This window comes from Streptomyces liliiviolaceus, from assembly GCF_018070025.1.
Taxonomy (GTDB): domain Bacteria; phylum Actinomycetota; class Actinomycetes; order Streptomycetales; family Streptomycetaceae; genus Streptomyces; species Streptomyces liliiviolaceus.
The window spans coordinates 1,006,932-1,030,334 of record NZ_JAGPYQ010000001.1; the positions used below are offsets into that span (position 1 = coordinate 1,006,932).

The window sequence follows — 23,403 nt, forward strand, 5'->3', positions numbered from 1 at the left end:
ACCCACGTGCTCGACATCGGCTACGCCCTCTCCTCCCGCTTCCCGGACCCCCCGCAGACCGACTACCGCCGCGCGGACGTCCACGCTCTGCGCCACGATCTGTTCTGCGGAGACGTCTACCTCGCCGACACGAAGGCGGACCGGGAGCTGTCCACAGGCTGGGGATGGGTGCCCGTACTCGACTTCGCGTGGGCCCTGTGCGACATCGTCGAACAGCTCGACCAGGACCCCATGGGCAGCAGGGCCTCCCGCCCCCAGCGCGCCGAACTGGACTTCACCGAGTCCACCGACCGCATGCTCTTCGAGCGCCGCTTCGGCTGGGTGGACATCGAGTCGGACTGGATGCCGGTGGAAGAGCCCCCGCTCACGTTCTCCCACACCGAACTCCGCCGCGAGGCCCGTGACTTCCTCCACGACGTCCTGGCCGACCTGACAGACCTCCACGAGGGTCTCCGGGACAACCCGGCGATCTGGAACCTGGAAGCCCGCTTCCCCAGACTCCCCTGAGCCGGAAACCCTGGGGCTGCGCCCCCAGCCCCCCATCGGCCTGAACGGCCTCGTCCTCAAACGCCGGACGGGCTGAAAAACAACGACCACCACCCCAGCCAGCAAGCGAACGCGGAAGCGAACCAAACCCCAAACGCACCGCAAGACAGAAGACAGCCACCGAACGCCGGACGAGCCAAAAGACGACCGACACCCGGCGCGTGGGACTCGGCACCCGACGACGGCGCCCGGGAGCGGGCCGTGCCGGTACGTCGAAAGTCCGCCGCGTACGGCTCCCGCAAAAAAGTCAGACCTTCCAACCGAGAGCCGTATGCACGGGGGCGGCGGACTCGACGTACCGGCACGGCCCGCTCCCACCCCAACGCACCACACCCCCCCCCGGGCCCTAAGCCCCGCAGGACCCCTCACACATCAACCCCCACCACCCGAACCCCCACCTCCGCAGCAAACACCCCCGCCAGATCCAACAACTGCGCCGGACTGATCACAGCCCCCGCCAACCGATCGACCCCCCGCGCGAACCCCACCTCGGCCGCCCGCCGCAGATCCACGTCCGTCAGCGACACCCCGCTGAAGTCCGCCCCCTTCAGCACACAGTCCACGAACTCCACCCGCTCCAGCCGAGCACCCCCGAAGTCCGGCTCGACCAGCACACACCCCTCGAACACCACGTCCCGGATCCGCGCCTCCCGCAGATTCAGGTAGTCGATCTTCCCCCCACGGAAGACCACCCGCTCCAGCACGGCGCCGTGCAACTGCACCCCGCCCAGCCGCGCATCGACCACCTCCACGTCCCGGAAGGTCGCCGACCCGAAGTCCGTCCCCACCCCCCGCAACCCGGTGAGCACGGAATCCAGCACCCGCGCATGATGCAGCCGTGTCTCATCGACCGCGCACCCCGTCAGCGCGCAGTCCATGAACCGCGCACCCCCACCGTCCTGCCCCACGAAATCCAGCTCGCCGAACAGCAGCCCGTCATAGTCGCCGTCGGGCTCCAGCTCCCCACCCCCGTACGGCTCCAGCGACGGCAGCCGCACCTCGGGCCGCCGAGCACCCTTGACCCCCGCGCCCGCCCTGGACCCGGCCTTCGCCACTCTGCTCACCATCCCCCCATCCTGCACCCCACCACTGACACCCTCCCTGACCAGCCAAATCACCACCGCATGTCACATTCCGAGCCCACCACGAGTCGTAAGGACAACGCAGAACACCCCACCGAAAAGGTACGGACCCCATGCACCCCACACCGCATTCCACACCGCATTCCACACCGCATTCCACACCGCACCTCACGATCATCGGCGGCGGCTTCGCCGGCCTCACCGCCGCCATCACCGCCGCGGAGACAGGCGCCAAGGTCACCGTGTACGAGGCCCATCACACCCTCGGCGGCCGGGCCCGCACCGCCGAGGGCCCGTACAGGACGAACGAGGGCCCGCACGCCCTCTACAAGGGCGGCCCCCACTGGACCTGGCTCAAACAGCGCGGCCTCCTGGGCGAACTGGCCCCGCTCCCACCCCTGGAAGCCGCCCGCCTCCGCCTCCACCACAAGGGCGCCCTCCGCCGCACCCCGCCCCTCGCCATGCTCAGACTCCTGCGCCGCACACCCCAACAGGCCCCCATCGACCAGGACTTCGCCACCTGGGCCACGAGCATCGCGGGCGAGGAGGGCGCGACCGCCGCGGCCCACTACTCCGCGGTCGCCCTCTTCCACCACGCCCCCGGCACCCTCTCCGCCGCCTTCGTCCAGGAACGCCTGCGCCGCGCCACGAAGTTGCCCCCGGAGGCGCACTACCCCCGCGGCGGCTGGGCGAGTGTGATCGACAGGATGGCGGCCCGCGCCTGGAACCTCGGTGTACGGGTGGAGACCCTCGCCCGCGTCGACACCCTCGACGCCCTCCCCGCCGGCCACGGCCCGGTCATCGTGGCCACGTCCCTCGACGCGGCCCGCGCCCTCCTCCGGGACGGCTCCCTGACCTGGCCGAGCGGCCGTACGGCCCTGATCGACCTGGCCGTCCGCACCCGCCGCGGCGACGCGTTCGCCGTCTCCGACCTGGACGCCCCCGGCTGGATCGAGCGCTTCACGGCCCAGGATCGCACCCTCGCCCCACCCGGCGAACAGCTCCTCCAGGGCCAGTTCCCGATCGCCCCGCACGCGTCACGCGCGGACGGCATCGCCCGCGCCGAGCGGCTCCTCGACCTCGCCCTGCCGACCTGGCGCGAGCGGGTCACGTACCGGCGCGAGGCGCTCGCGAACGGCCGCACGGGCGCCGTCGACCTCCCCGGCACGAGCTGGCGCGACCGCCCGCACGTGGACCGCGGCGACGACGTCTACCTCGCGGGCGACCAGGTGGCCGCTCCGGGCGTGCTCTCCGAGGTGTCGTTCAACAGCGCGCTGGAGGCGGTGTCCCTGGCCTTCGGGATCCGCAGCAGGGCAGGCCTTGACCTCAAGCATGCTTGAGGTCGAAAGCTGGGGTGCACCAACCGCACACCACACCCCCGGGGGAACCCCATGCCCACCACGAAGCCCGCCCCGGAACGCATGCCGGAACCCATGCACGCCATCCGCCTCCACACCTTCGGCCCGCCCGAGAACCTCACGTACGAGCGCACGCAGGCCCCCCGCCCCGCCCCCGGCCAGGTCCGTATCGAGGTCGCCGCCGCGGGCGTACACCTCCTGGACACCGCGCTCCGGGCGGGCGTCAGGGGCCCGTACCCCGAACTGCCCGCCCTCCCCACGATCCCCGGCCGCGAGGTCGCCGGCACGGTCGAGTCGCTCGGCGAGGGCGTCGCCGCCCTGTGGCTCGGCAAGCGCGTGGTGGCCCATCTGGGCCTCAACCCGGGCGGCTACGCGGACCTGGCCGTCACCGACGTCGACCGCCTCCACGAGATCCCCCGGAACCTCGACTTCGCCCAGGCGGTCGCGATGATCGGCACGGGCCGTACGACGATGGGGATCCTCCAGTTCACCGACCTGACCCCCGCCGACGTGGTCCTCGTCCCGGCCGCGGCGGGCGGCATCGGCACCCTCCTCGTGCAGTACGCGCGGCACGCGGGCGCCACCGTGATCGGTCTGGCGGGCGGCCCGGACAAGGTGGCACGCGTCGAGAAGAACGGCGCCGACCTGGCCGTCGACTACAAGGACCCCGCCTGGCCGGACGAGGTGAGGCGTTTCCTCGGCGACCGCCCGGCCACGGTCGTCTTCGACGGAGTGGGCGGCGACACGGCGCAAAAAGCAGTCGCACTCCTCGCACACCCCACGGGCCCTACAAGCCCCACGCGTCCCACGCACCCCGGCCATCGCGCCGACCGCGCACACCCCACCGGGCGGCACATCGTCTTCGGCTGGTCCGGCACCGGCCTGCACGACGGCACCCCGTACCTCGTCGAGGGCGTGTCCCGGTCGGTCCTGGGTCCCGCCATGCTGCAGAGGACAGGCGGCCCCAACCCCCTGCGCACCCTGGAACTGCGCGCCCTCACCGAGGCCGCCGAGGGCCGCCTGGTCCCGGACGTGCACCGCTTCCCGCTCGCGGAAGCGGCCGCCGCACACCGCGCGCTGGAGACCAGGGCCACCCACGGCAAGGTGGTCCTTGAGCCCTGAGACCCCGCCCGCCGCCCGCCACCCGCCGGGGCTCAACGCCCCAGCAAAACCCGCGCGATACCGACCTGGTCCTCGTCCAGCCCCTCGCCCTCCTCGACCCGCCACAGCGAGTTCTGCAGCACCCGTCCCAGCGTCCAGGCCCGCGCCCGCGCCCGGTCCACCCCCAGCACCTCCGTCATCAGGTCGAAGCGGCGCTCCAACGCCCCCTCCTCGCACCGGTTCCAGAGCGCGGGCAGCAGTTCGAAACAGGGGTCCCCGGCGAGCGGCTTCGGGTCGATGACGAGCCAGGGTTCACGGTCGGCCGCGAGGACGTTCTCGAAGTGCAGATCCCAGTGCAGCAGCCGGTCCCCCGGCTCGCCCGCGACCTCGCGCACGGCCGCCGCGCAGTCCGCGAGCAGCCGCCGGTCGTCCGCCGCGGCGAGGGAGCGCGTCACCGCGGGCAACCGCTCGAACATGTCCGCGGTGACGGAGTCCAGCCGCCGCAGCCCCGCCGGCGCCGGCACGGCCGTCATCCGCGCCAGCAGTTCGGCCAGAACCGACGTCGCCTTCATCACATCCGGCACGTCGGCCAACGGCCGGTCCTCGTCGAGCCGTTCCAGCAGCAGCGTGCCGCTCTCCACGTCCTCGTCCAGCAGCCGTACGACCCCGTCGCCGTCCCAGGTGCGCAGCGCCAGCCCCTCACCGGCCGTCTCCTCGTCGAGGTCCTGCAGTTTCAGCACGGCCCGCGTCCCGTCGCCGCGCACCACGGGCAGCACCACCGAGACCTGTCCGCTCATCGGCGCGCCCTCCTGGCGCAGCCCCCACCGCTCCAGAAACCGCCCGCCGCGCTCCAACAGCCGCTCGGATCCCACCGTCACCACCCTCACCCTCTCCAGAACCACGAAATCCGAAGGAGACACCCGCCACCCGGAGAAGCTAACGTCACCGCGCATGAGCAGCACGGAGAACGCGGACAGCGCGTCCGACCCGGACAGCGCGTCCGACCCGGACAGCGCATCCGGCCCGGACCGCACGCCCCCCGCGCCTTACGCGCCCCCCAGGCCCCGGACACCACCCCTGCCGCAACCTCCGCCGCAGCCGCCGCGGGCACCGGGCGCGCCCCGCACCACCGTGAACGGCGGCATATCGTTCTGGTACGCCGAGGAGGGCCTGCCCGCCCCCCGCGAGCCCCTTCAGGGTGACGCGAACGCCGACGTGGTGATCGTCGGCGGCGGCTACACCGGGCTGTGGACCGCGTACTACCTGAAGAAGGCCGCGCCCTTCCTGCGGATCACCGTCCTGGAGCAGAAGTTCTGCGGCTACGGCGCCTCCGGCCGCAACGGCGGCTGGCTCTACAACGGCATCGCGGGCCGCGACCGGTACGCGCGCCTGCACGGCCACGAGGCCGCCGTACGCCTCCAGGAGGCCATGAACGCCACGGTCGCCGAGGTCGTCAGGGTCGCCGGCGAGGAGGGCATCGAGGCGGACGTCCACCGGGGCGGCGTCCTCGAAGTCGCGTACACCCCCGCCCAGCTGGCCCGTCTGAAGGCCTTCCACGAGACGGAACTCTCGTACGGCGAGAAGGACCGCGAGCTGTACGGGGCCCGCGAGACCGCCGACCGGGTCCGGGTCGCGGACGCGGTGGGCTCCACCTGGACCCCGCACGGCGCCCGGCTGCACCCGGTGAAACTGCTCAAGGGCCTCGCGGCGGCCGTCGAGGCGCTCGGCGTCACGATCCACGAGTCGACGCCCGTCACGGAGATCAGGCCCAAGCACGCCGTCACCCCGTACGGAACAGTCCGCGCGCCCTACGTCCTGCGCTGCACGGAGGGCTTCACGGCCTCCCTGAAGGGCCACAGACGCACCTGGCTCCCGATGAACTCCTCGATGATCGCCACCGAGCCCCTGACCGCCGCCCAGTGGGAGTCGGTCGGCTGGGAGGGCCGCGAGACCCTCGGCGACATGGCCCACGCCTACATGTACGCCCAGCGCACCGCCGACGGCCGCATCGCACTGGGCGGCCGCGGAGTCCCGTACCGCTTCGGCTCCCGTACGGACAACGACGGCCGCACCCAGGCCTCGACGGTCGAGGCCCTGCACGGACTCCTCCTGCGCCTCTTCCCCCAGCTCTCGGGCATCGCCGTGGACCACGCCTGGTCGGGCGTGCTCGGCGTACCGCGCGACTGGTGCGCGTCGGTCACCCTCGACCGCGCCACCGGCCTCGGCTGGGCGGGCGGTTACGTCGGCTCCGGTGTCGCCACGGCGAACCTCGCCGCCCGCACCCTGAGGGACCTGGTCCAGCGGGACTCGGGCCAGTCGGGCGAGACGGACCTCACCACACTGCCCTGGGTCGAACACAAGGTCCGCAAGTGGGAACCAGAACCTTTCCGCTGGCTCGGGGTACACGGCATGTACGCGACGTATCGAGCCGCCGACCGCCGCGAAGTCACCACCCGTGCCGCACAGTCGTCCCGGATCGCGCGTTTCGCCGACCGGGTCGCGGGCCGCTGAAAGACAGGGGAACCCCATGAGCACCGCAGTCATGGACACCGTCCGCTACTCGTCCGACGGTCAGCTCCTCGACATCCATCGCGCAGCCGCCCCGGACGCCCCGACGGTCCTGCTCTGGCACGGCCGCGGCCCCGCCGAACGGGACGTCCTCGGCGCCCTGGCCGCGGAGGTCGCCCGTCTCGGGGCCACCGTCATAGTGCCCGACTGGCACCCCGACGCCCCCGACGGCGGCCGTCCGCAGCTCGCCGCGTCGCTCCGCTTCACCTGGGACTTCGTACGGGACCCGGCACAGGTCGTCCTCGTCGGCTGGTCCCTGGGGGGCCGTGCCGCGATGGCCACGGCCCTGCGCCCGGACCCGCCGGAGGGCTGGCGCCCGGCCGCCGTGGTCGGCATCGCCGCCCGCTACAACCAGCCCGAGCCCCTGCTCGGCCTGCCGTCCCCCATGGACGTCTGCGCCTCGGCCCCGCCCCTGCCCATCCACCTGGTGCACGGCACCGAGGACACGGTGTGCGACTTCGCCAACGCGGGCGAGTTCCAGCGCGTCCTGGCCGCCGCCGGCCGCAAGGCCCCGCTCACGGAGCTCACCACGGACCACCCGGGCGCGGTCATGGCCGAGTACTCCCCGGAATGGGGCCGCTGCCGCCCCGCCCACTCGGGCCCCGCCCACCGGGAGGGCCTGCGCACGGCCCGGGTCATCGCCCGGGCGGCGGGCCTGCCCACGCAAAAGGCCCGGACCACCGAGTGACCCGGACCTCTCCGCACCCCATCAGGAGCCCCCTGTCGGATTCGAACCGACGACCTACGCATTACAAGCTGTCCGAGCTTGTTCCATAGCGGTCCGGGGACGTCCGGCAATGAGTTCGCCTTGCAGGTCAGGCGACGTGCCGGACGTCCGTGGACGGGTGCGTACCGTGCCGGATCGGGCAGCAATCGAGACTAAAACTGAGACTGGCCGCATAGCCCGCCTCTGTGACCAGAAGAGCGGACGGCTAATTTACAGTCTGCATGATGCCCCTCCCTCACCTGCAACGTTGCGTCACCTGACACAACCTGCCCCAGGGATGCGCCAGAGAACGATCACCACCCCCGCACGCAGCAACCACTCCGCTGAGGGTGATGTCACTGCCCTACGGCCAGACCCTCACGCACCCGCCCCTGGGGACACTCCTTGGCTCTGGGTGCCGGTCGATGGTTGCTGCGGCGTCCCCCCTTGATTGGCTTCCATAACAGGTGTCCTTACAGAATCTAGGACGTGCCGCGGGGAAACGCCCAGTCTCTTGCTTCCCCAAAGCGCTGCCGGACCCAGCAGGAAAACGAGGGCAGCAGGTACAGCCGCCGCCAGAGGGACACCAATTCCAGCAGCCACACCCAATCCGATTGCCGCAACGCTGGACCCTCCAACAACGATCCAAATATCTCTCCTATCAATCTCGCCCTGCGAAGACTGAGTAACGGACTCCGCAGAAGTTACGCTTGAGACGTCGAGAAGATTTAGCCATCGCTGCTCCAAAAGACCATCCAGTAGAGATTCAAGCTCCCGAACAAGACCCGGAACCCCTTCGCTGCCATCAATAAGGAGCCTTCCGGAAGATTTCATAAGAACCTGTTGAACTCCGCTTACGTGACGCAACACCTCCAAACGCCTCTCAGTATCTGGAAATTCAGGTGAGTCCGAAGCGAAATCGCCAAGATTCTGACACAGGATGGAATTAAAACGGTCTACAGTCAAAGCTTTCGCGCGCCCCATAAGCATCTCACCACAGAGATAGAGCACGGATACGCACGTGAGCAGCGCCTGAGCATCCGCCTCCTGCTTGCGCCACCTCTTCCCGACCTGCAGGAATCGCCAAGCAGAAATAACGCAGAAAACGCCAATAAAATTAATAGCAACAAGCAATTTCATATCCCTGGAGCTCAGTACACCATCACCATCACCACTCAAAACTATCGCGCAACAGAATGCAGCAAGAAGAGGGAATCCGGTGAGCATAATTAGGACCTTGACAGATCGAAGCAAGGCCCTAGACTTCCTATCCGCCCTACCGTACTCACGAAGCAAGCGCCCATAACGCACCCGAGAAGAAATTCCAAGGACCCTAACAACGGCGATCGCTCGCCGGACACTTCTCCTATCATGTTCACCTTCAGGACGAACTTTAAATGGCAAGAGAGGGACGTACCTCCCTCGACGCCAAGGGGTGCGTCTAGAAATATTCCGGATATAGAATTCAACGTAAATCATGGCTGCAGCAACGCCTAGAACACTAACGATCACTGCTTCTAGAATGATCGACCATTTTTGTTGACTCATGCCCCCCCCTGCCTTGAAACTGACTCCTGCAGACAACAAATCATGCAATCAGAACACTCAACGGCTAGACAGGAAGCTACTCCAACCACATGCCAGATGTCGGTTATTCGACGATCGTTTCAGCTGGACGGCTGGCGGTTCAACGGGTACAGGCACCCTTCAGGCCAGTGGGCACACCTTCGCGGTAAGCGGGTACGCGCCATCTCAGGATGGAACGCGCCGTGTGCTACGGCGCTGCGCTCGGGCACCCTTGCCTCCATGACGAAGGTTGAGCAAGACAACGCTCGGGCCATCACTGGCCTGGAAGCATTGACAGAGCTGCTGGAATCGGGTGTGGCAACGTTCGCCCCTGCTTCGGAGGACCAACGGCCGTTCCTAGTCGGTTGGGGCCTGCTGGCAGCTCTGCACGGTCAGGCGTCCGCCGTGGTGCTACTTCATCGGAAGGGGTTCGGCCACGAGGCAGCCCCGAATCGCCGCTTGATGATCGAGTACATGGCGCAGCTTCAATGGCTGGCGAGGGACGGAGAGGAAGCCGTCGATTCTCTGAATAAGGCGTTCCAGCACACCCAGGAAAAGCTGCGCAAGGCAATAGACCAGGGCAACACCTTTTCGTACGACGCTGAGGTAGCTGCGTCGGCCGACGCAGTCGCGGCGGCAGTCATCACGCCTAACACGGCCAACCAGTACGCGAACACCAGCAAGCTACTGAACAGCCTGGCAACCAAGGGCCTACTGGAAGTCTGGCTCAGTGAAACGCAACTGTCACACTCAGGGCTGACGACCGCTCAGGCGTTCCGTGATGACTCCAGCGAGGTCGTGCGACTGCTCGCGCGGCCGGAGTATGGGAAGGCTTCCGACCCAAGCGAGCGTTCGCCACTCATGGCCTGCCTGCTGCTTCACCTCGGCATGCAGGCGTTCAACGACTTGATGGCGGGTCAGCCTTGGACCGCAGACCTTGACCGCATCGGCAGGGAGGCCGGCCTGGTCGATGACGAAAGCCCCCTTGATTCCTGATCCGGGTCACAAGTGGTTGCTGTCGCCCCCAGTAGCGCCATCTGACCGCCAGATTTGCAGCGGGCTCCGTTCGCTACCTGTGACCTGGGGTGTCCCCGACAAACATTGCCGTCGGGGACACCTGGGGGACAGGACTGCAAGTTCAGGCAACGACATCTCCGGGGGCACGCCCAACGGCAAGCAGATGGGAGCTGGCAGCTAGCAACTCCGGATACGGCTCTGCCATCCGTGCGGCTGCCATCGCAGAGGCAATCAGATCATCGGTAGGCCCCTCGCCGGGCTGCTGTTCAACGGCCTTGACGAGTGACCATGCGGGACCCTCGATGCCGAAGACCTCCACATCAGTCAGCCCCACTTCGCGTAGTTCGTCGGCAAGCTCTTCTGCCCGGTGGAAGTACGCCAGGGTGAAGTGAGGACCGTCGTGCACCGCCGTACGGAGGATCTTGGACACCGGCTCATACATGCGATCGGTGTGCAGATGCGCGTAGGTGACGTGCTCGAACAGGGAGGCGTAGCGGTTGATAGCTGCTGCGGCCACAAGACCGCCGGGCTTGGCTACGCGACTTGCTTCGGCGAGTGCCTGGCGGCGGTCTGCCGCAGAGGGCAGATGGTAGAGCGGCCCGAGTAGCTGGACCACGTCATAGCTGCTGTCGCTTGCATCTAGTGCTCGCGCGTCCCCAAGTGACGCTTCGCAGATGGCCGATGCCTGTTCAACGTGGCGGGGGATGGGGTCCACCAGGGAGACCCTGTAACCGTCTCTGGTCAACCATTCCGCGTGCACTCCAGCTCCGCCGCCGACGTCCAGCACGCTAGCGGGCGCAGACGGCAGGAAGCGACGCAGGAGCTCTTGCGTGCGGGCCAGCTCAAGCCGTCCGTCCGCTGAGCGATGCAGGCGTTCGCTCTCGTCCACGGTCTCGCCATAGAAGCGGAGGACAGAGGGTGCCAATCCGAGATTCGACATAACGGCAGTATGCTGTGTACCGGTGGACCAGTCCAGCAAGGAGATACCGAGCAAGAGAGGCAGTCATGGCACTACTGAAGTACGAGGAGATCGCGGAATCGCTACGAGCCCGCATTGCCGCCGGAGAGTTCGCGGCGGGTGAGATCGTGCCATCAGGGCGTGACCTGGCAGAACAGTGGTCGGTCTCGCGCGCGACTGCCATCAAGGCGATGGACGTACTGCGGAACGACGGCGTCGTCGTCGCCAAGCAGGGCACCGGCTTTGTGGTGACAGAGACACCCGTCGCGCGGCCTGCGGGCGCACGCCGGGCTGGGTCCGCACGTGTGAGCGGCGGTATGCCCTTCCTGCGCGTGGGTGAACCGGATTGGGCAGAGCCGCCGGCGCGCGTAGCCGCCGTGCTGGGCCTGGATTCAGGCGTCGCTACGTTGCGACGCATCAGGATTCACCAGCTCCCGGACGGAAGTCCGCACAGCTACGCAGAAGCGTGGTTCCCGCCCGAGGTTGCCGAAGCCTCCCCCCGGCTTGCACAGACCGCCCCCATCCCGGAAGGGACCACTCGCTACGTCCGTCGACAGACCGGCCGCTTCCCTGCGGAGGGGGTCGACGTGACCACGGTTCGCTTGGCCACGGAGACGGAAGCCCGCCACTTGGGTCTACCCGAAGCGATGGCGGTTGCCGTGGTCCTGCACACGGCCTACGACCAGGATGGGCGCCCGCTTGTGTGCGAGGAAGGGGTCACACCCTCCTCTCACTATGAGCGGGTGGAGACCTATGCGATGTAGGCCAGAGTGACCCACGGGAAAGCTGGACCGGTCAGCCGGTCCAGCTTTTTTCTTTTCTTTTCCACCCTCTGAGCTGCACAGATCCCCAAATGGCGGTATGACGTGCGGAGTTGACGCTTGACTGGACCGGTCCACCGGTCCAGTCTATGGATGTGCCCGGAGGAAAGCCCGAGAGGGTGAGTACGAAGTGAGTACGCATTGATTGAAAACTCAACAGCGTGCCTGAGGTAGCCGCTCCACCTCTGCAAGCAAGAGGGCGGCGTGCGCGGGTTCTGTCCCGTGTGCGGTTCAGCGCAACTCGACCTTTCCGCAGCTCATCGGCTGCGGGCCGGTTGCCTCCGCTGCTCGTCTCGTACGAGCAGCGCTGAGGGGAGCCGGATCTTTCCGTCTTCAACGGCGCGCGGCCCCGGAGGTGCAACTCCGGGGCCGCTGTACGGGCCGTTCCACTACTGAAGGAGTCACGACCCATGAAGTGCATCGTTGCTGGTCATGAAGCCGTTACCGCGTCAGAGTTCGCAGAGCTCGCGCTGGGTATCGACATCGAACTGTTCACCGGCCTGGCTACCGAGTCGGACACCGACCGCGCGGCCCGCCTGGACGTTGCGCGGGAAGTCCTGGCGGAGCTGCGCGAAAGCGACCCCCAGACCGCCGCCTACGCGCAGTCCCTGCTCCGTACGAGCCCGCTCAACCCCCGTCCGACCGTCCGGCGCTCGCGCCGGACCGCGAGCCGTGCGGCCCTGCACCACACCGTCCGCACGGCAGCCGCGGCGTGAGCGGGGAGCCCCGCGGTCGGATGGCGAATTCGCTAAGTCCGCAGCAGATTCAGTCCGCGGAGAGGACGCTGGCTGCGGGCACGTGGACGATCACCGCGGGTGCGGTGCTGTTCTCGGTGCTCACGGTCACGCCGCTGGTGGAGGAAGTCACACCGGCTGAGTGGGCTTGGACGGCGCCGATCCTGCCGCTGGTGGTCGACGCAGCCGTTGTCATCGTGGTTCGCCTGGACGCGGTCGTGGCACGGCTCGGGGGCGACTCCGGGCGCTGGCCGGCCGTGCTGCGGTGGATGACCGGTCTGATGACCCTGCTCCTCAACGTCGGCAACAGCGCGCTGAAAGGCGACCAGGTAGGGGTGGCCGTGCATGCGGTCGCACCCCTGCTCCTGATCGTCACCGCGGAAGCCGGACTCGCCTACCGGCGCGCGATCAATACGGCGTTGGAGCGCATCGAGCGTTCACGAGCCGCCGAAGCCGCGGAGCGTGAACAGCAGGTGCGGGCGGATCGTGAACACGAGCGGCAGACCCGTGAACAGCGTGAACACGCAGCCCGCGAACACGCCGAGCGCCTGGAGCGCGAGCGGGCCGACCGCGAGGCAAGTGAGCGGTCCGCGGAGCGTGAGCATGCTGAGCGGTTGGAGCGTGAACGCCTGGATCGTGAGGCGGACATGCGCCGTGAGCAGCGCGAACACGACAACCAGGTCCGCCGCGAGACGCAGCAACGTGAAGACGCGCTGCGCCGTGAACAGCAGGAGCGAGCAGAGCGTTCACGCCTCGTTCCCCCGGTCCGCGAGACGGCCGGCCACCCTGTCCGCGAGGCAGGCACGGCGGAGTCCGTGAACACGGCGGATGCCGCCGTGAACACGGCCGTGAACAGCGGATCGCAGACGTTCACGAAGATGCCCGAGTCCGACGCTCGTTCCTACCTCCGGTCCTTCCGTGAGGGTGAGCGGACGGTGCGGCAGCTCTCGGAGGACACCGGCTGGTCGATCGGCTGGGTGTCCGCCCGGGTGCAGGAAGCCCGCGAGCAGCAAGCCGGCAAGGCGCCGCAGGTTGAGGCGATGTTCTGATGCCGACTGCCTACGCGAAGTGCTTCGACCCGTCCGGCCTCCGGTACGGGGTGCCCACCTACCCGTGGCGCATGGCTCCGGACGGCTACGCCACCCGCCGTCAGTTACGGGCCCGCGGGCTTCGGCCTGGTGGGCAGCCGATAGCGGCGCAGCTCATGCGGTTCAACCGCCGTACCGGCGGCCCGCGGGTGGCCTACCTGTACCGCGAGGAACTGGCGCTGCCGGTGCGGCCGATGACGTCGCGCAAGTGGGGCGCGCTCGCTTTGGCGATGCTCGCCCGCCGTACCTGCCCCGGCTGCCGGCTCGACGTCGGTTACTGCATTCCCCGCTCGTACGGCATCTGCGGGTCCTGCATCGCCTCCGAGGAACAGCGCACCGCCTGAACATCCCTCTTTCACCTGGGAGTTTCGCTGTGACCAGCCGTACCCGACCCCGCCGCGCCGTGAAGGTGCCTGCCGGGGCCACCACCGTCCGTATCCCCCGCCAGCGCGGGCGCCGCAACGCTCAGCCGTTCGTCGTCGTGATGCCCGAACAGCCCTCCCTCACCCGGGAGGCCCTGTCGGTCGTGGGCGGTCTGCTGTGGCACTTCCGCAGCGCGCTCGCCCCCACTGGTTTCGCCCTGCTTGCCCTCGTGGTGACCGCGCTCCTGCACGTGATCGCGTGGTGGTCGGGGCTGATCCTCGCCCCCGCCGCCGCGGCTCCGCTGGTGTGGCTGCTGGTCATGCAGCGCCGCCGCCCCGCCGCCGGCTCCGCCCTCGCCTACCGCATCGCCCTCGCCGCGCTGACCGCGGCGTCGCTGGCCTGGCTGGCGCTGGCCGCTGGGTTCGGGCCGCTGGCCGGAGCGCTTGAGGTGTGGTGGCTGCTCACCTGGCTCACCGCACAGACCGCGTGGCTCATCGTCCGCCGCACCCACTGACCTCAGGAGATTCTTCGATGGCAGCACACGCACGTCCTCAGCGCGCCGCCGGCTCCGGGGCCAACGGCGCGAACAACGGCAAGGGCAACAAGTTCGCCAACGCCGGCGCCGCCGCGGGCGGGTTCGTCGGCGCGATGGGCAGCTCGTTCGTCCCGCCGATCAACGTCACCGTGAACAACAACAAGGGCATGGCCCGCACCGGCAGCAGCAACTCTCAATCCCTGCTCCCGGCACCGGAGTTCACCTCCCCGGCGATGGTCCGCAACTACTGCAACACCCTGCGCGCCGCGGCCGTGACGCTGTCCATCGAGGTGGCCATGGGCGCCGAAATCCTCAAAGGCGTGCTCGCCACCGTCCCCGACCCGGACGGACGGCCGTTCGGCTCCCGACTCCGCGCGGCGAAGGTCGCTCGGAAGATGCAGAAGTCCGCCGACGATCTGCGCCACGCCGCGAAGAACGCCGCGGCCTGCTACGCCACGTTCCAGCAGGAGTTCGAGGAAGAGATCAACCGGGTGCGTCACCGCGCCCGCAAGCCGCAAGCACCGGTCATGAACTGGGCCCAGCAGTAAGGGAGGCGACACCGTATGAGCAGGAACAACCGGCGCAGCCGGAGCGACTTCCCCGACAACGCAACCGTCATGTCCCCCTACACGCTGGCCGACCAGGGCTCCGGCGGCAGCATCGGCGCCTACCTCCTCAACCGGGCCAAGCCGCATCTGCCCCCGTGGCTCGGGGTCGGTGCGGCGGGTCTGGCCGGAGCGCTCGGCAACTGGCGCTGGGACGAATCCGCTGCCGCCGGGGTCGGTCTGACCCTCGCCTCGGTGGCGCTGTCCGGCGCCACCTGGTGGATCGGCCGCTCCACCAGCACTCAGCGCCGCCTGCACTCCGCGATCACCGTGGCGTCCGGATCGGCGTGGGTGACGGCCGCGTGCCTGGCTGGGCCGATGGCGGGTCCGCTGGATGACCTGTACCTGATGGGCGGCCCCGTCCTCGCGCTGTCGTGGAACGTGCGGATGCTCTTGCGCACCTCCGACCCGTCGGGCGAGAGCGGCGATAAGGGACTGCTGGAGAAGGTCGGTTTGGCGCGGGCGCAGATCGGTGCGGCGAAGGTGGAGCCGAACCGGGTCACCGCGCCGGTGGCGTTGGAGCCGGGTGAGCAGACCAACGAGGACGTCACCAAGAGCCTCGCCCGCCTCGCCTCCGCGCTGGACCTGCCGCGCAACGCCGTGCGCTACACCCCCGACCCGGGCTCGGAGCGGCGTGGGGAGCTGGTCATCGTCCCCGAGGACATGCTCAGCGAAGTGGTGGAGTGGGAGGGTCCGTCGAACGTGGGCGGCTCCATTGCTCAGCCGCTGGTCATTGGCCGCTACGACGACGGCGCCCCGCTGGTCATCTGGCTGCCCGGCGACCCGGAGGCGGGCCGCAACGGCACCCACGTCCTGGTGGCCGGCGGAACGGGCTCCGGCAAGGGCGATGCCGCCCTCAACCTCCTCACCGAGGTGGTCTCCCGCCGGGACGTCATCGTGTGGTTCTCGGACCCGAAGATGTACCAGGACTTCGCCCCCCTGCGCCCCGCACTCGACTGGGCCGCCGAGGGCGGAGCCTCCACCGAAATCATGGTCGCCGCCGTGGAAGCCGTCATCCCGGCCCGTACCCGCTGGCTCGGTGCGCACGGCTATCGGCAGTGGGTCCCCGAAGCGGCCGAGACGCAGAACAGCGCTGAGCACACCTGCCGCACGGACGGCACGGTGTGCGGGTGCGAGGGGATGCCGTTCCTGGTCACCTGGTTCGAGGAAGCCGCCAACACCCTCCGCGCGCTCGGGGACGACGCGTTCACCGGCATCGCCCAGGAAGCCCGCTCCGCCGGCGTCTCCCTGATCGTGTCGCTGCAGCGCCCCTCCTACGACCAGATGTCCACCAGCACCCGCGCGTCCCTGCCGTCCGTGCTCGCGCTCGGCTGCGACCCGCGCGACGAGGGATTCTCCCTCCCCGACGAGGTCCTGGCCGCGGGCGCGCACCCGGGAGCGTGGGGCAACCGGCGGCCCGGCTACTGCTACGCCGTCTCCCCCGGCATCCCCGAAGACCGCTACGCCTCCCCGGGCCGGACCCGGCGCTTCACCCACCGGGCCGTGCCGGTCATGGAAATGCTCGCCACCTGGTCCCAGCGCAACGGCGCCCTCGCCGACCCCATCACCGCCGGCGCCGCCGTCAGCATCGCCGGAACCGCCTACACCGGCCGCCCCGACGAGAACGACCCTTCGGAGCCGGCGGGGCTGCGGGTGGTCCAGGAGGAGGACGCCATGGACGATCAGAACGGGCCGCGGGTGGACCCCGAGGACGCGCACATCGACCCGGAAGCCGACCTCCCCGAGACGGAAGAAGGCGACGACGCCCCGATCTTCGGGCAGGACTCCGGGCGCAAGCCGACTCCGCAGGAGGCGCGGGAGCTGTTCGCCCGCGCGCTCACGGAGTTCGAGCAGAGCGGCCAGATGATCGTGGGGCCGGTCGACTTCCTGGAGTGGTGCGACCGCAACCAGCTCTCCCGCCCGTGGGTGTCCGCCCGACTCAAGGAAGCCGCCATTGACGGTCGGCTGGAGGCGACGAACACCACCGGACGGTGGCGCATCGTCCCCGCCCTGACAGCCGCGTGACGCCTGACACCGTCACGGCACCCTGACACCCAAACCCCTAGGCACACGCGGTGTCACGCACTCCTGACACCCCGCCCTGACACCCGCCTGACACCTCACCCACGCACGCCCACGGCGCCCCTGCGCCCGCTCGCGCGTGCCTCACCCGAGGAAGGCTCCGATGACCCACCACGACCCGCCGGGGATCATCGCCCCGCACATCCCCGCCGACGCCTACCGACGCGCGCAGACCACCGGGCAGCCGGTCGTCATCGTCGTCCCGGCCAACAACACGAACGCCCTCCCGTGGCCCCGGATCGTGACCGCGCTCGCTGTGGCCGGGGCCGCGGCCCTGGGTGGGTGGGGGCTGGTCGTCGCGCTGTGCGCGCTGCTCGATGCCGCCGCCCACACCGCGACCGTCATCGCCGGCGCCGCCGGACCCATCGGATTCGGCGGAATCACCCTCCGGCTCGCCCGTACCAAGCACCTCTAGCTACGCCAAGGGCGGCCCCCTCGTCTCGCCAAAGTCGCGGGGCCGCCCTTGTCAGCCAGCATCCATTTACGGAACTGGAGACCTCCAGCATGACCCATGACCCCCGTACCGCGCTGCTGTCCGCAGCGCTGGATGCCGCCGCGCGCGGCTGGCACGTCTTCCCGCTCCGGCCCGGCACGAAGCGGCCGGCCCTGCACGGGGCCGACCGGTGCCGCACCACCGGTGACTGCGCCGGTGGGCATCTGAAGTGGCAGGAGCGGGCGACCGTCGACCCGCACCGCATCACCCTGTGCTGGCAGACCAGCCCCGCCAACATCGGGCTCGCCACCGGCCCCTCCGGGCTGGTCGTCGTCGACCTGGACGTACCCAAGAACCAGGACAACAGCAACAGCAGTGCGGACACGCCTGACGGCGCGACGACCTTTAAGGCGCTCTGCGAGCGCACCGGCCACCCCGTCCCCACCACCCACCGGGTCCGGACCGCAAGCGGCGGACACCACCTGTACTTCACCGCCCCGGCCGGTATCCGGCTGGGCAACACCGCGGGCACCCTCGCACCCCTGGTCGACACGAGGGCATGGGGCGGCTACGTCGTCGCCGCCGGCAGTCTCACCCCGGGCGGCTCGTACGAGACTGTCCACGACACCGCCCCGGCACCCTTGCCCGGGTGGCTGCTGGAGTTGCTGCAACCGGCCCCGGCTCGCCCGGTGGTGCCGTTGCGGCTGCCCGCGGTCAACGGCAGTCGCGCGGCGCTGGCAGCGCTGGAAGCCGAATGCGCGGTCGTCGCGGCGGCGCCGGAGAAGCAGGGCAACATCACGCTGAACCGGTGCACGTTCAAGGTGGGGCGGTTCGTCGCGTGGGGCGACCTCCCCCGGCACGTGGCAGAGAACGCCTTCCAAGCGGCGGGAGAGGCCCGGGGACTCACCGCTGCGGAGTGCCGGAGCACGATCCGCAGTGCTCTGGACAGTTCCCTGCGCAAGGTCCGGCCTCGGGAGACGGCATGAGCACCCCACCCCGCCCCCGCTTGGAAGGCCAACCAGAACCGAGCGGCCCGCACCCCGCCCAACCGGCCGCGCTCGGGCCGGTCGTGGGCGAGCCGAAAGGCGCCGCCCGTCAGGGCGTCCGCACTGCTCTTCGTCCTGACTCGCCGGCCGGGGACGGCCGATACCCCATGGCATGGCTGCACATCGTCGCCCCGCGCGGCGCGGTGCCCACCGCCACCTCGAAATGCCTGTGCGGACGTGATCGCAGCGCGGTCGGCAAAGCCCGCGTGCTCGCCCTGATCACCGACCACACCGCTCACCGCGACACCTGCCCGCTCCGCACCACACAGGAAGGGAGGGCCGCCGCATGACCGACCCTATCGACGGCGCCGCACTGCTCAACGAGGTAGAAGCCTTCCACCGCCGCTTCAACGTCTTCCCCACCGAAGCCGCATACGTCGCAGTCACCCTGTGGGACGCGCACGCCCACCTGCTCGACGCGTTCGACTCCACCCCCCGCCTCGCCTTCCTCTCCCCGGAACCGGGATCGGGGAAGTCCCGCGCGCTGGAGGTGGTGGAGACCCTGGTGCCGCGGTCCATGGCCGCGGTCGACGCGTCCGCGTCCGCGCTGTTCCGGTCCGTCTCCGGCATCGACGGCGGCCGGCCCACGATCCTGTTCGACGAGATCGACACGATCTTCGGGCCGAAAGCCGGCGAGAACGAACAGCTCCGCGGGTTCATCAACGCCGGCCACACCCGCGGCAGGGTCATGTACCGGTGCGTCGGAGACGGCTCCAACCAGCAAGTACAGGGCTTCCCCTCGTACTGCGCCGTCGCCGTCGCCGGACTCGGCTCGCTGCCGGACACGATCATGACGCGGTCCGTCATCGTCCGCATGCGACGGCGGGCCCGCAACGAGAGAGTGGAACAGTTCCGCACCCGCATCCACGTGCGGGAAGGCAACCAACTCCGGGACCGGCTCGCCAAGTGGGCCGAAACCATCCAGGACCAGGTCACCGACGCCTTCCCCGAAATGCCCGACGGGGTGGCCGACCGGCCCGCGGACGTATGGGAACCCCTGCTCGCCATCGCCGACGCGGTCGGCGGACCGTGGCCGAAGCGGGCGCGGGAAGCCTGCCTGACCATGGTCAAAGCCTCCCGCGCCAACGACAAGGGCAGCATCGGCATCCGGCTCCTGACCGATCTGCGGGACCAGGTCCTGACCGGGATCGACCGGCTGCCCACCGTCGCCATCCTCGACCGGCTAAACGCCCTTGATGACGCCCCGTGGGCCGACTTCAACGGCAAGCCGCTCGACTCCCGCAAGCTTTCCAAGATGCTCAGCGAGTACGTCACCGCGGACGGAGACCCGGTCGGCTCCCGCAACATCAAAACCGGCGGAGGCGGGGTCCTCAAGGGCTACTACGCCACCGACCTGCACGACGCATGGCAGCGCTACTGCCCCCCACCCCCTCAGAATCCGCTACCTCCGCTACCCGGCACCGAAAACACGGTCTGACCAGCAAAAACGTGGTAGCGGCAACCGGCATCGATTGCCGCTACCCCCGCGCTACCCATCCGCTACCGCTACCCCTTCCCGCTACCTCAAACAGGCCCCTGACCTGCAAGGTAGCGGCGGTAGCGGAAGTAGCGGACCTCAGAGGGACCCCCGCCGGACCGTCCGCAGAGGAGCCACCGCATGAGCACCGCCCTCGCGCCTACCGAGCAACTGCTCTACACCGCGGAGGAAGCCGCAACGGTCCTTCGCTTGGGCCGTTCCACCGTCTACGAACTGATGGCCGCCGGCGAGCTGCGGTTCGTCAAGCGCGGTCGTTCCCGCCGGATCAAGCGAAGCGCCCTCGAAGCATTCGTGGACAGCCTCGAACCGCAGCCCGTCTGACCTGACCCACCCGAGGCGGCCCCGGCTTGTGCCGGGGCCGCCTCTTGCATGGAGGCATACGTGAGCCCTCGTAAGTCGAACCTGGAATCCAGCATCTACTTCGGTGATGACGGCTGGTGGCACGGCCGCGTCACCATGGGCGTGCTGCCCGACGGGAGCCCCGACCGCCGCCACCGCATGGCCCGCACCGAACCCGCAGTGCGCCGCAAGGTCCGCGAACTGGAGAAGCTCCGCGACGAGGGGCGCGCGACCAAGGCAGGCCGTAAGCCCACGGTCGGGCAATGGATGGAGACCTACCTGACCGACATCGCGAGCCTGAAGCTCAAGCCCCGCTCGCTGGACGACTACTGGTCCAAGACCCGCAACGACATCGTCCCCGGAGTCGGGAAGCACCGCATCGACAAGCTCGCCCCGGAGCACCTTGAGCAGATGTACCGGGCCATGCTCGATGCCGGGCGCGCCCCCTCCCACGTCGTCAAGGTGCACCGCATCCTGTCGCGCGCCCTGAAGATCGCCCACCGCCGCCGGATGATTGGCGAGAACGTCGCCACCCTGGTCGACCCGCCCAGCATCGACGAGACGGAGACGAACCCGTTCACCCAGGATGAGGCGAAAGCGTTCCTGGAAGCGGCAGCCAAGCGGCCCACGTTCATGCGGTGGATCGTCGGTGTCGGCATGGGGTTCCGGCAGGGCGAAACCCTGGGACTGCGGTGGCCCTACGTCGACCTACAGGCCGAGCTGTTCCACCCTCGGTGGCAGCTCCAGCGCCTCACGTGGAGGCACGGCTGCGGTGACGCGCACGCCTGCGGGGCACGCCTGCACCGCTTCGAGCCCTGCCCGCCGAACTGCGCCGCCCACAGCGGCTACAAGCGCGGTTGTCCGAAGCCGTGCACCAAGACGTGCGTCAAGCACGCGAGTATCTGCCCCGACCGCAAGGGCGGAGGTCTGGCCTTCACCCGCCCCAAGACCAAGAAGAGCACGAACCCCGTACCGATCCCGCCCGCATTCATCCCCTACCTGCTCGCGCACAAGGCGCAGCAGGACGAACTACGGGAGGCGGCCGGCGAACTCTGGCAGGAGCACCATGCCGTGTTCACCCGACCCGATGGACGCCCCATCGACCCCCGGGACGACTGGGGAGAGTTCAAGGAGCTGTTGGCGGAGGCGGGCATCGGTGACCGTCGCCTCTACGACGGGAGCCGTCACACGGCGGGCACGATCCTCAATGAGCTGGGGGTGGACATGCCCACCATCATGGAGATCCTTCGGCACACGCAGATCAGCCAGACCCGCCGCTACGTCAAGGGCCGCTCGCACCTCTCGAAGGACGCCATGCGCCGCATGGGCGACACCTTCCTGCCCGCCCCGGAACCGGCGCCTGAGCCCCCGACTGAGACTAGAACTGAGACTGGAGACAGCCGCGCGGCTCGCGCACTCCGGCGCCGCCGCATCCGCTGAACGAAAATGCCCAGCTCAGACAATGTCTGAGCTGGGCATTGAAATGAGCCCCCTGTCGGATTCGAACCGACGACCTACGCATTACAAGTGCGTTGCTCTGGCCGGACTGAGCTAAGGAGGCCTGCACGCGGACGTGCCTGTGCGTGCTCGCAGGCACGCCCGAAGCAGTGTACCCACGTCACAGCGGGGGCCCGTCGAAAATTTCCTCGAACTTCATTACCCACCGAGTACTGACAGAACGTGTGAACGCGGGGTAGCGTCCTGAACCAGTCCGCTCATGTGGACTACACCACTACGGATCGTTCCGTAGTGGAACACCACCTTTACAACGGATCGTCCGGCACGTTCCTGCCGGTGAAGGGGGCCCCTCACCATGGCCACTGTCTCGTTCAACAAGGCGACCCGCATCTACCCGGGTGGCGAGAAGCCCGCCGTCGACCAGCTTGAGCTCGACGTCGCGGACGGCGAGTTCCTCGTCCTCGTCGGTCCCTCCGGCTGCGGAAAGTCCACCTCCCTGCGCATGCTCGCGGGTCTTGAGGACGTCAACGGCGGATCCATCCACATCGGCGACCGCGACGTCACGCACCTGCCGCCCAAGGACCGGGACATCGCCATGGTGTTCCAGAACTACGCGCTGTACCCGCACATGACGGTCGCGGACAACATGGGCTTCGCGCTCAAGATCGCCGGCGTCAACAAGGCCGAGATCCGCCAGAAGGTCGAGGACGCTGCGAAGATCCTCGACCTCACCGAGTACCTCGGCCGCAAGCCGAAGGCCCTCTCCGGCGGTCAGCGCCAGCGTGTCGCCATGGGCCGCGCCATCGTGCGTGAGCCCCAGGTGTTCCTCATGGACGAGCCGCTGTCGAACCTCGACGCCAAGCTCCGTGTCTCGACCCGTACGCAGATCGCGTCGCTGCAGCGCCGCCTCGGCATCACCACGGTGTACGTGACCCACGACCAGGTCGAGGCCATGACGATGGGCGACCGCGTGGCGGTCCTCAAGGACGGTCTGCTCCAGCAGGTCGACTCGCCGCGCAACATGTACGACCGCCCGGCGAACCTCTTCGTCGCCGGCTTCATCGGCTCCCCGGCGATGAACCTCGTCGAGGTCCCGATCACCGACGGCGGCGTGAAGTTCGGCAACAGCGTGGTGCCCGTCAACCGCGAGGCCCTCAAGACCGCCTCCGACAAGGGTGACCGCACGGTCACCGTCGGCGTCCGCCCCGAGCACTTCGACATCGTCGAGCAGGGTGGCGCGCCGGCCCTGTCGAAGGAGGCCTCGGACGCTCCGGCCGGCCTCGCCGTCACGGTGAACGTCGTCGAGGAACTCGGCGCCGACGGCTACGTCTACGGCAGCGCCAAGGTCGGCGACGACCTCAAGGACCTGGTCGTCCGCGTCAGCGGCCGCGCGGTCCCGGAGAAGGGCGCCACGCTGCACGTCGTGCCGCGCGCGGGCGAGACCCACGTGTTCTCCACCTCCACCGGTGAGCGCCTCACCGACTGATCGCGCAACCGCC

24 protein-coding genes and 1 tRNA gene are annotated in these 23,403 nt (G+C 69.0%); 20 read left to right on the plus strand and 5 right to left on the minus strand.

Translation table 11 applies throughout. From position 1 onward, the window contains the following. Positions 1-6 precede the first annotated feature (6 nt). On the plus strand, positions 7-507 hold the full coding sequence (locus tag J8N05_RS04305; protein WP_107015315.1) for a hypothetical protein: 501 nt from the start codon (positions 7-9) through the stop codon (positions 505-507). Positions 508-911: 404 nt separating this feature from the next. Here J8N05_RS04305 and J8N05_RS04310 read toward each other — a convergent pair whose 3' ends face one another. Beyond that, complete coding sequence (locus J8N05_RS04310) at positions 912-1,613, minus strand: pentapeptide repeat-containing protein (RefSeq protein WP_210881145.1); 702 nt, start codon at positions 1,611-1,613, stop codon at positions 912-914. Between the two features lie 128 nt (positions 1,614-1,741). Here J8N05_RS04310 and J8N05_RS04315 point away from each other — a divergent pair, with 128 nt between their 5' ends. Next, complete coding sequence (locus J8N05_RS04315) at positions 1,742-2,968, plus strand: FAD-dependent oxidoreductase (protein WP_210881146.1); 1,227 nt, start codon at positions 1,742-1,744, stop codon at positions 2,966-2,968. A gap of 93 nt (positions 2,969-3,061) precedes the next feature. Then, on the plus strand, positions 3,062-4,108 hold the full coding sequence (locus J8N05_RS04320) for a zinc-binding dehydrogenase (protein WP_210890014.1): 1,047 nt from the start codon (positions 3,062-3,064) through the stop codon (positions 4,106-4,108). 32 nt (positions 4,109-4,140) lie between these two features. Here the strand turns inward: J8N05_RS04320 and J8N05_RS04325 are convergent, their stop codons facing one another. Further along, entirely contained in the window at positions 4,141-4,965 is an 825-nt protein-coding gene (locus J8N05_RS04325; RefSeq protein WP_247706141.1) for an aminoglycoside phosphotransferase family protein, read from the minus strand. Positions 4,966-5,218: 253 nt separating this feature from the next. Between J8N05_RS04325 and J8N05_RS04330 the strand changes: the two genes are divergently transcribed. After that, complete coding sequence (locus J8N05_RS04330) at positions 5,219-6,598, plus strand: NAD(P)/FAD-dependent oxidoreductase (RefSeq protein ID WP_247706663.1); 1,380 nt, start codon at positions 5,219-5,221, stop codon at positions 6,596-6,598. 16 nt (positions 6,599-6,614) lie between these two features. Continuing rightward, positions 6,615-7,343, plus strand: a complete 729-nt coding sequence (locus J8N05_RS04335; RefSeq protein ID WP_210881149.1) for an alpha/beta hydrolase — start codon at positions 6,615-6,617, stop codon at positions 7,341-7,343. Positions 7,344-7,739: 396 nt separating this feature from the next. On the opposite strand, the gene J8N05_RS04340 is transcribed toward J8N05_RS04335, so the two are convergent. After that, positions 7,740-8,588, minus strand: coding sequence for a hypothetical protein (locus J8N05_RS04340; protein ID WP_210881150.1), 849 nt, complete (start codon positions 8,586-8,588; stop codon positions 7,740-7,742). A gap of 579 nt (positions 8,589-9,167) precedes the next feature. Here J8N05_RS04340 and J8N05_RS04345 point away from each other — a divergent pair. Beyond that, a complete protein-coding gene (locus tag J8N05_RS04345; protein WP_210881151.1) occupies positions 9,168-9,923 on the plus strand; it encodes a DUF5677 domain-containing protein in 756 nt (251 codons plus the stop codon). A 142-nt stretch (positions 9,924-10,065) separates the two neighbouring features. Here the strand turns inward: J8N05_RS04345 and J8N05_RS04350 are convergent, their stop codons facing one another. After that, positions 10,066-10,884 carry a class I SAM-dependent methyltransferase gene (locus J8N05_RS04350; RefSeq protein WP_210881152.1) on the minus strand — a complete coding sequence of 273 codons (819 nt, stop codon included), beginning with the start codon at positions 10,882-10,884 and terminating at the stop codon, positions 10,066-10,068. A 65-nt stretch (positions 10,885-10,949) separates the two neighbouring features. On the opposite strand from J8N05_RS04350, the gene J8N05_RS04355 reads away from it, so the two are divergent. From J8N05_RS04355 to J8N05_RS04415, 13 genes are all read left to right on the plus strand, one after another. Beyond that, entirely contained in the window at positions 10,950-11,666 is a 717-nt protein-coding gene (locus J8N05_RS04355; protein WP_210881153.1) for a GntR family transcriptional regulator, read from the plus strand. A gap of 467 nt (positions 11,667-12,133) precedes the next feature. Continuing rightward, positions 12,134-12,439: a hypothetical protein gene (locus tag J8N05_RS04360; RefSeq protein WP_210881154.1), complete on the plus strand. Its 306-nt coding sequence runs from the start codon at positions 12,134-12,136 to the stop codon at positions 12,437-12,439. A gap of 20 nt (positions 12,440-12,459) precedes the next feature. Further along, complete coding sequence (locus J8N05_RS04365; protein ID WP_210890015.1) at positions 12,460-13,506, plus strand: DUF2637 domain-containing protein; 1,047 nt, start codon at positions 12,460-12,462, stop codon at positions 13,504-13,506. Next, entirely contained in the window at positions 13,506-13,889 is a 384-nt protein-coding gene (locus J8N05_RS04370; RefSeq protein ID WP_210881155.1) for an RRQRL motif-containing zinc-binding protein, read from the plus strand. Before J8N05_RS04365 ends, J8N05_RS04370 begins: the two co-directional genes overlap by 1 nt. Before the next feature lie 29 nt (positions 13,890-13,918). Then, entirely contained in the window at positions 13,919-14,422 is a 504-nt protein-coding gene (locus tag J8N05_RS04375) for a hypothetical protein (RefSeq protein WP_210881156.1), read from the plus strand. Between the two features lie 17 nt (positions 14,423-14,439). Further along, a complete protein-coding gene (traA, locus tag J8N05_RS04380) occupies positions 14,440-14,991 on the plus strand; it encodes a plasmid transfer protein TraA (protein WP_210881157.1) in 552 nt (183 codons plus the stop codon). Between the two features lie 69 nt (positions 14,992-15,060). Beyond that, positions 15,061-17,073: a plasmid transfer protein TraB gene (traB, locus tag J8N05_RS04385; RefSeq protein ID WP_247706664.1), complete on the plus strand. Its 2,013-nt coding sequence runs from the start codon at positions 15,061-15,063 to the stop codon at positions 17,071-17,073. A gap of 160 nt (positions 17,074-17,233) precedes the next feature. Beyond that, positions 17,234-17,545, plus strand: coding sequence for a hypothetical protein (locus J8N05_RS04390; protein ID WP_210881159.1), 312 nt, complete (start codon positions 17,234-17,236; stop codon positions 17,543-17,545). Positions 17,546-17,634: 89 nt separating this feature from the next. Then, positions 17,635-18,549 carry a bifunctional DNA primase/polymerase gene (locus J8N05_RS04395; protein WP_210881160.1) on the plus strand — a complete coding sequence of 305 codons (915 nt, stop codon included), beginning with the start codon at positions 17,635-17,637 and terminating at the stop codon, positions 18,547-18,549. 167 nt (positions 18,550-18,716) lie between these two features. Further along, positions 18,717-18,899 carry a hypothetical protein gene (locus J8N05_RS04400; RefSeq protein WP_210881161.1) on the plus strand — a complete coding sequence of 61 codons (183 nt, stop codon included), beginning with the start codon at positions 18,717-18,719 and terminating at the stop codon, positions 18,897-18,899. Next, the gene (locus J8N05_RS04405) at positions 18,896-20,047 is read left to right on the plus strand and encodes a DUF3631 domain-containing protein (protein ID WP_210881162.1); all 1,152 of its coding nucleotides are present in this window, start codon (positions 18,896-18,898) and stop codon (positions 20,045-20,047) included. Before J8N05_RS04400 ends, J8N05_RS04405 begins: the two co-directional genes overlap by 4 nt. Before the next feature lie 180 nt (positions 20,048-20,227). Continuing rightward, entirely contained in the window at positions 20,228-20,428 is a 201-nt protein-coding gene (locus J8N05_RS04410) for a helix-turn-helix domain-containing protein (RefSeq protein WP_210881163.1), read from the plus strand. A gap of 60 nt (positions 20,429-20,488) precedes the next feature. Next, on the plus strand, positions 20,489-21,886 hold the full coding sequence (locus tag J8N05_RS04415) for a tyrosine-type recombinase/integrase (protein WP_247706142.1): 1,398 nt from the start codon (positions 20,489-20,491) through the stop codon (positions 21,884-21,886). Positions 21,887-21,932: 46 nt separating this feature from the next. Here J8N05_RS04415 and J8N05_RS04420 read toward each other — a convergent pair. After that, positions 21,933-22,007, minus strand: a tRNA-Thr gene (locus J8N05_RS04420). Between the two features lie 252 nt (positions 22,008-22,259). On the opposite strand from J8N05_RS04420, the gene J8N05_RS04425 reads away from it, so the two are divergent. Beyond that, positions 22,260-23,390, plus strand: coding sequence for an ABC transporter ATP-binding protein (locus tag J8N05_RS04425; RefSeq protein WP_210881165.1), 1,131 nt, complete (start codon positions 22,260-22,262; stop codon positions 23,388-23,390). Positions 23,391-23,403 lie beyond the last annotated feature (13 nt).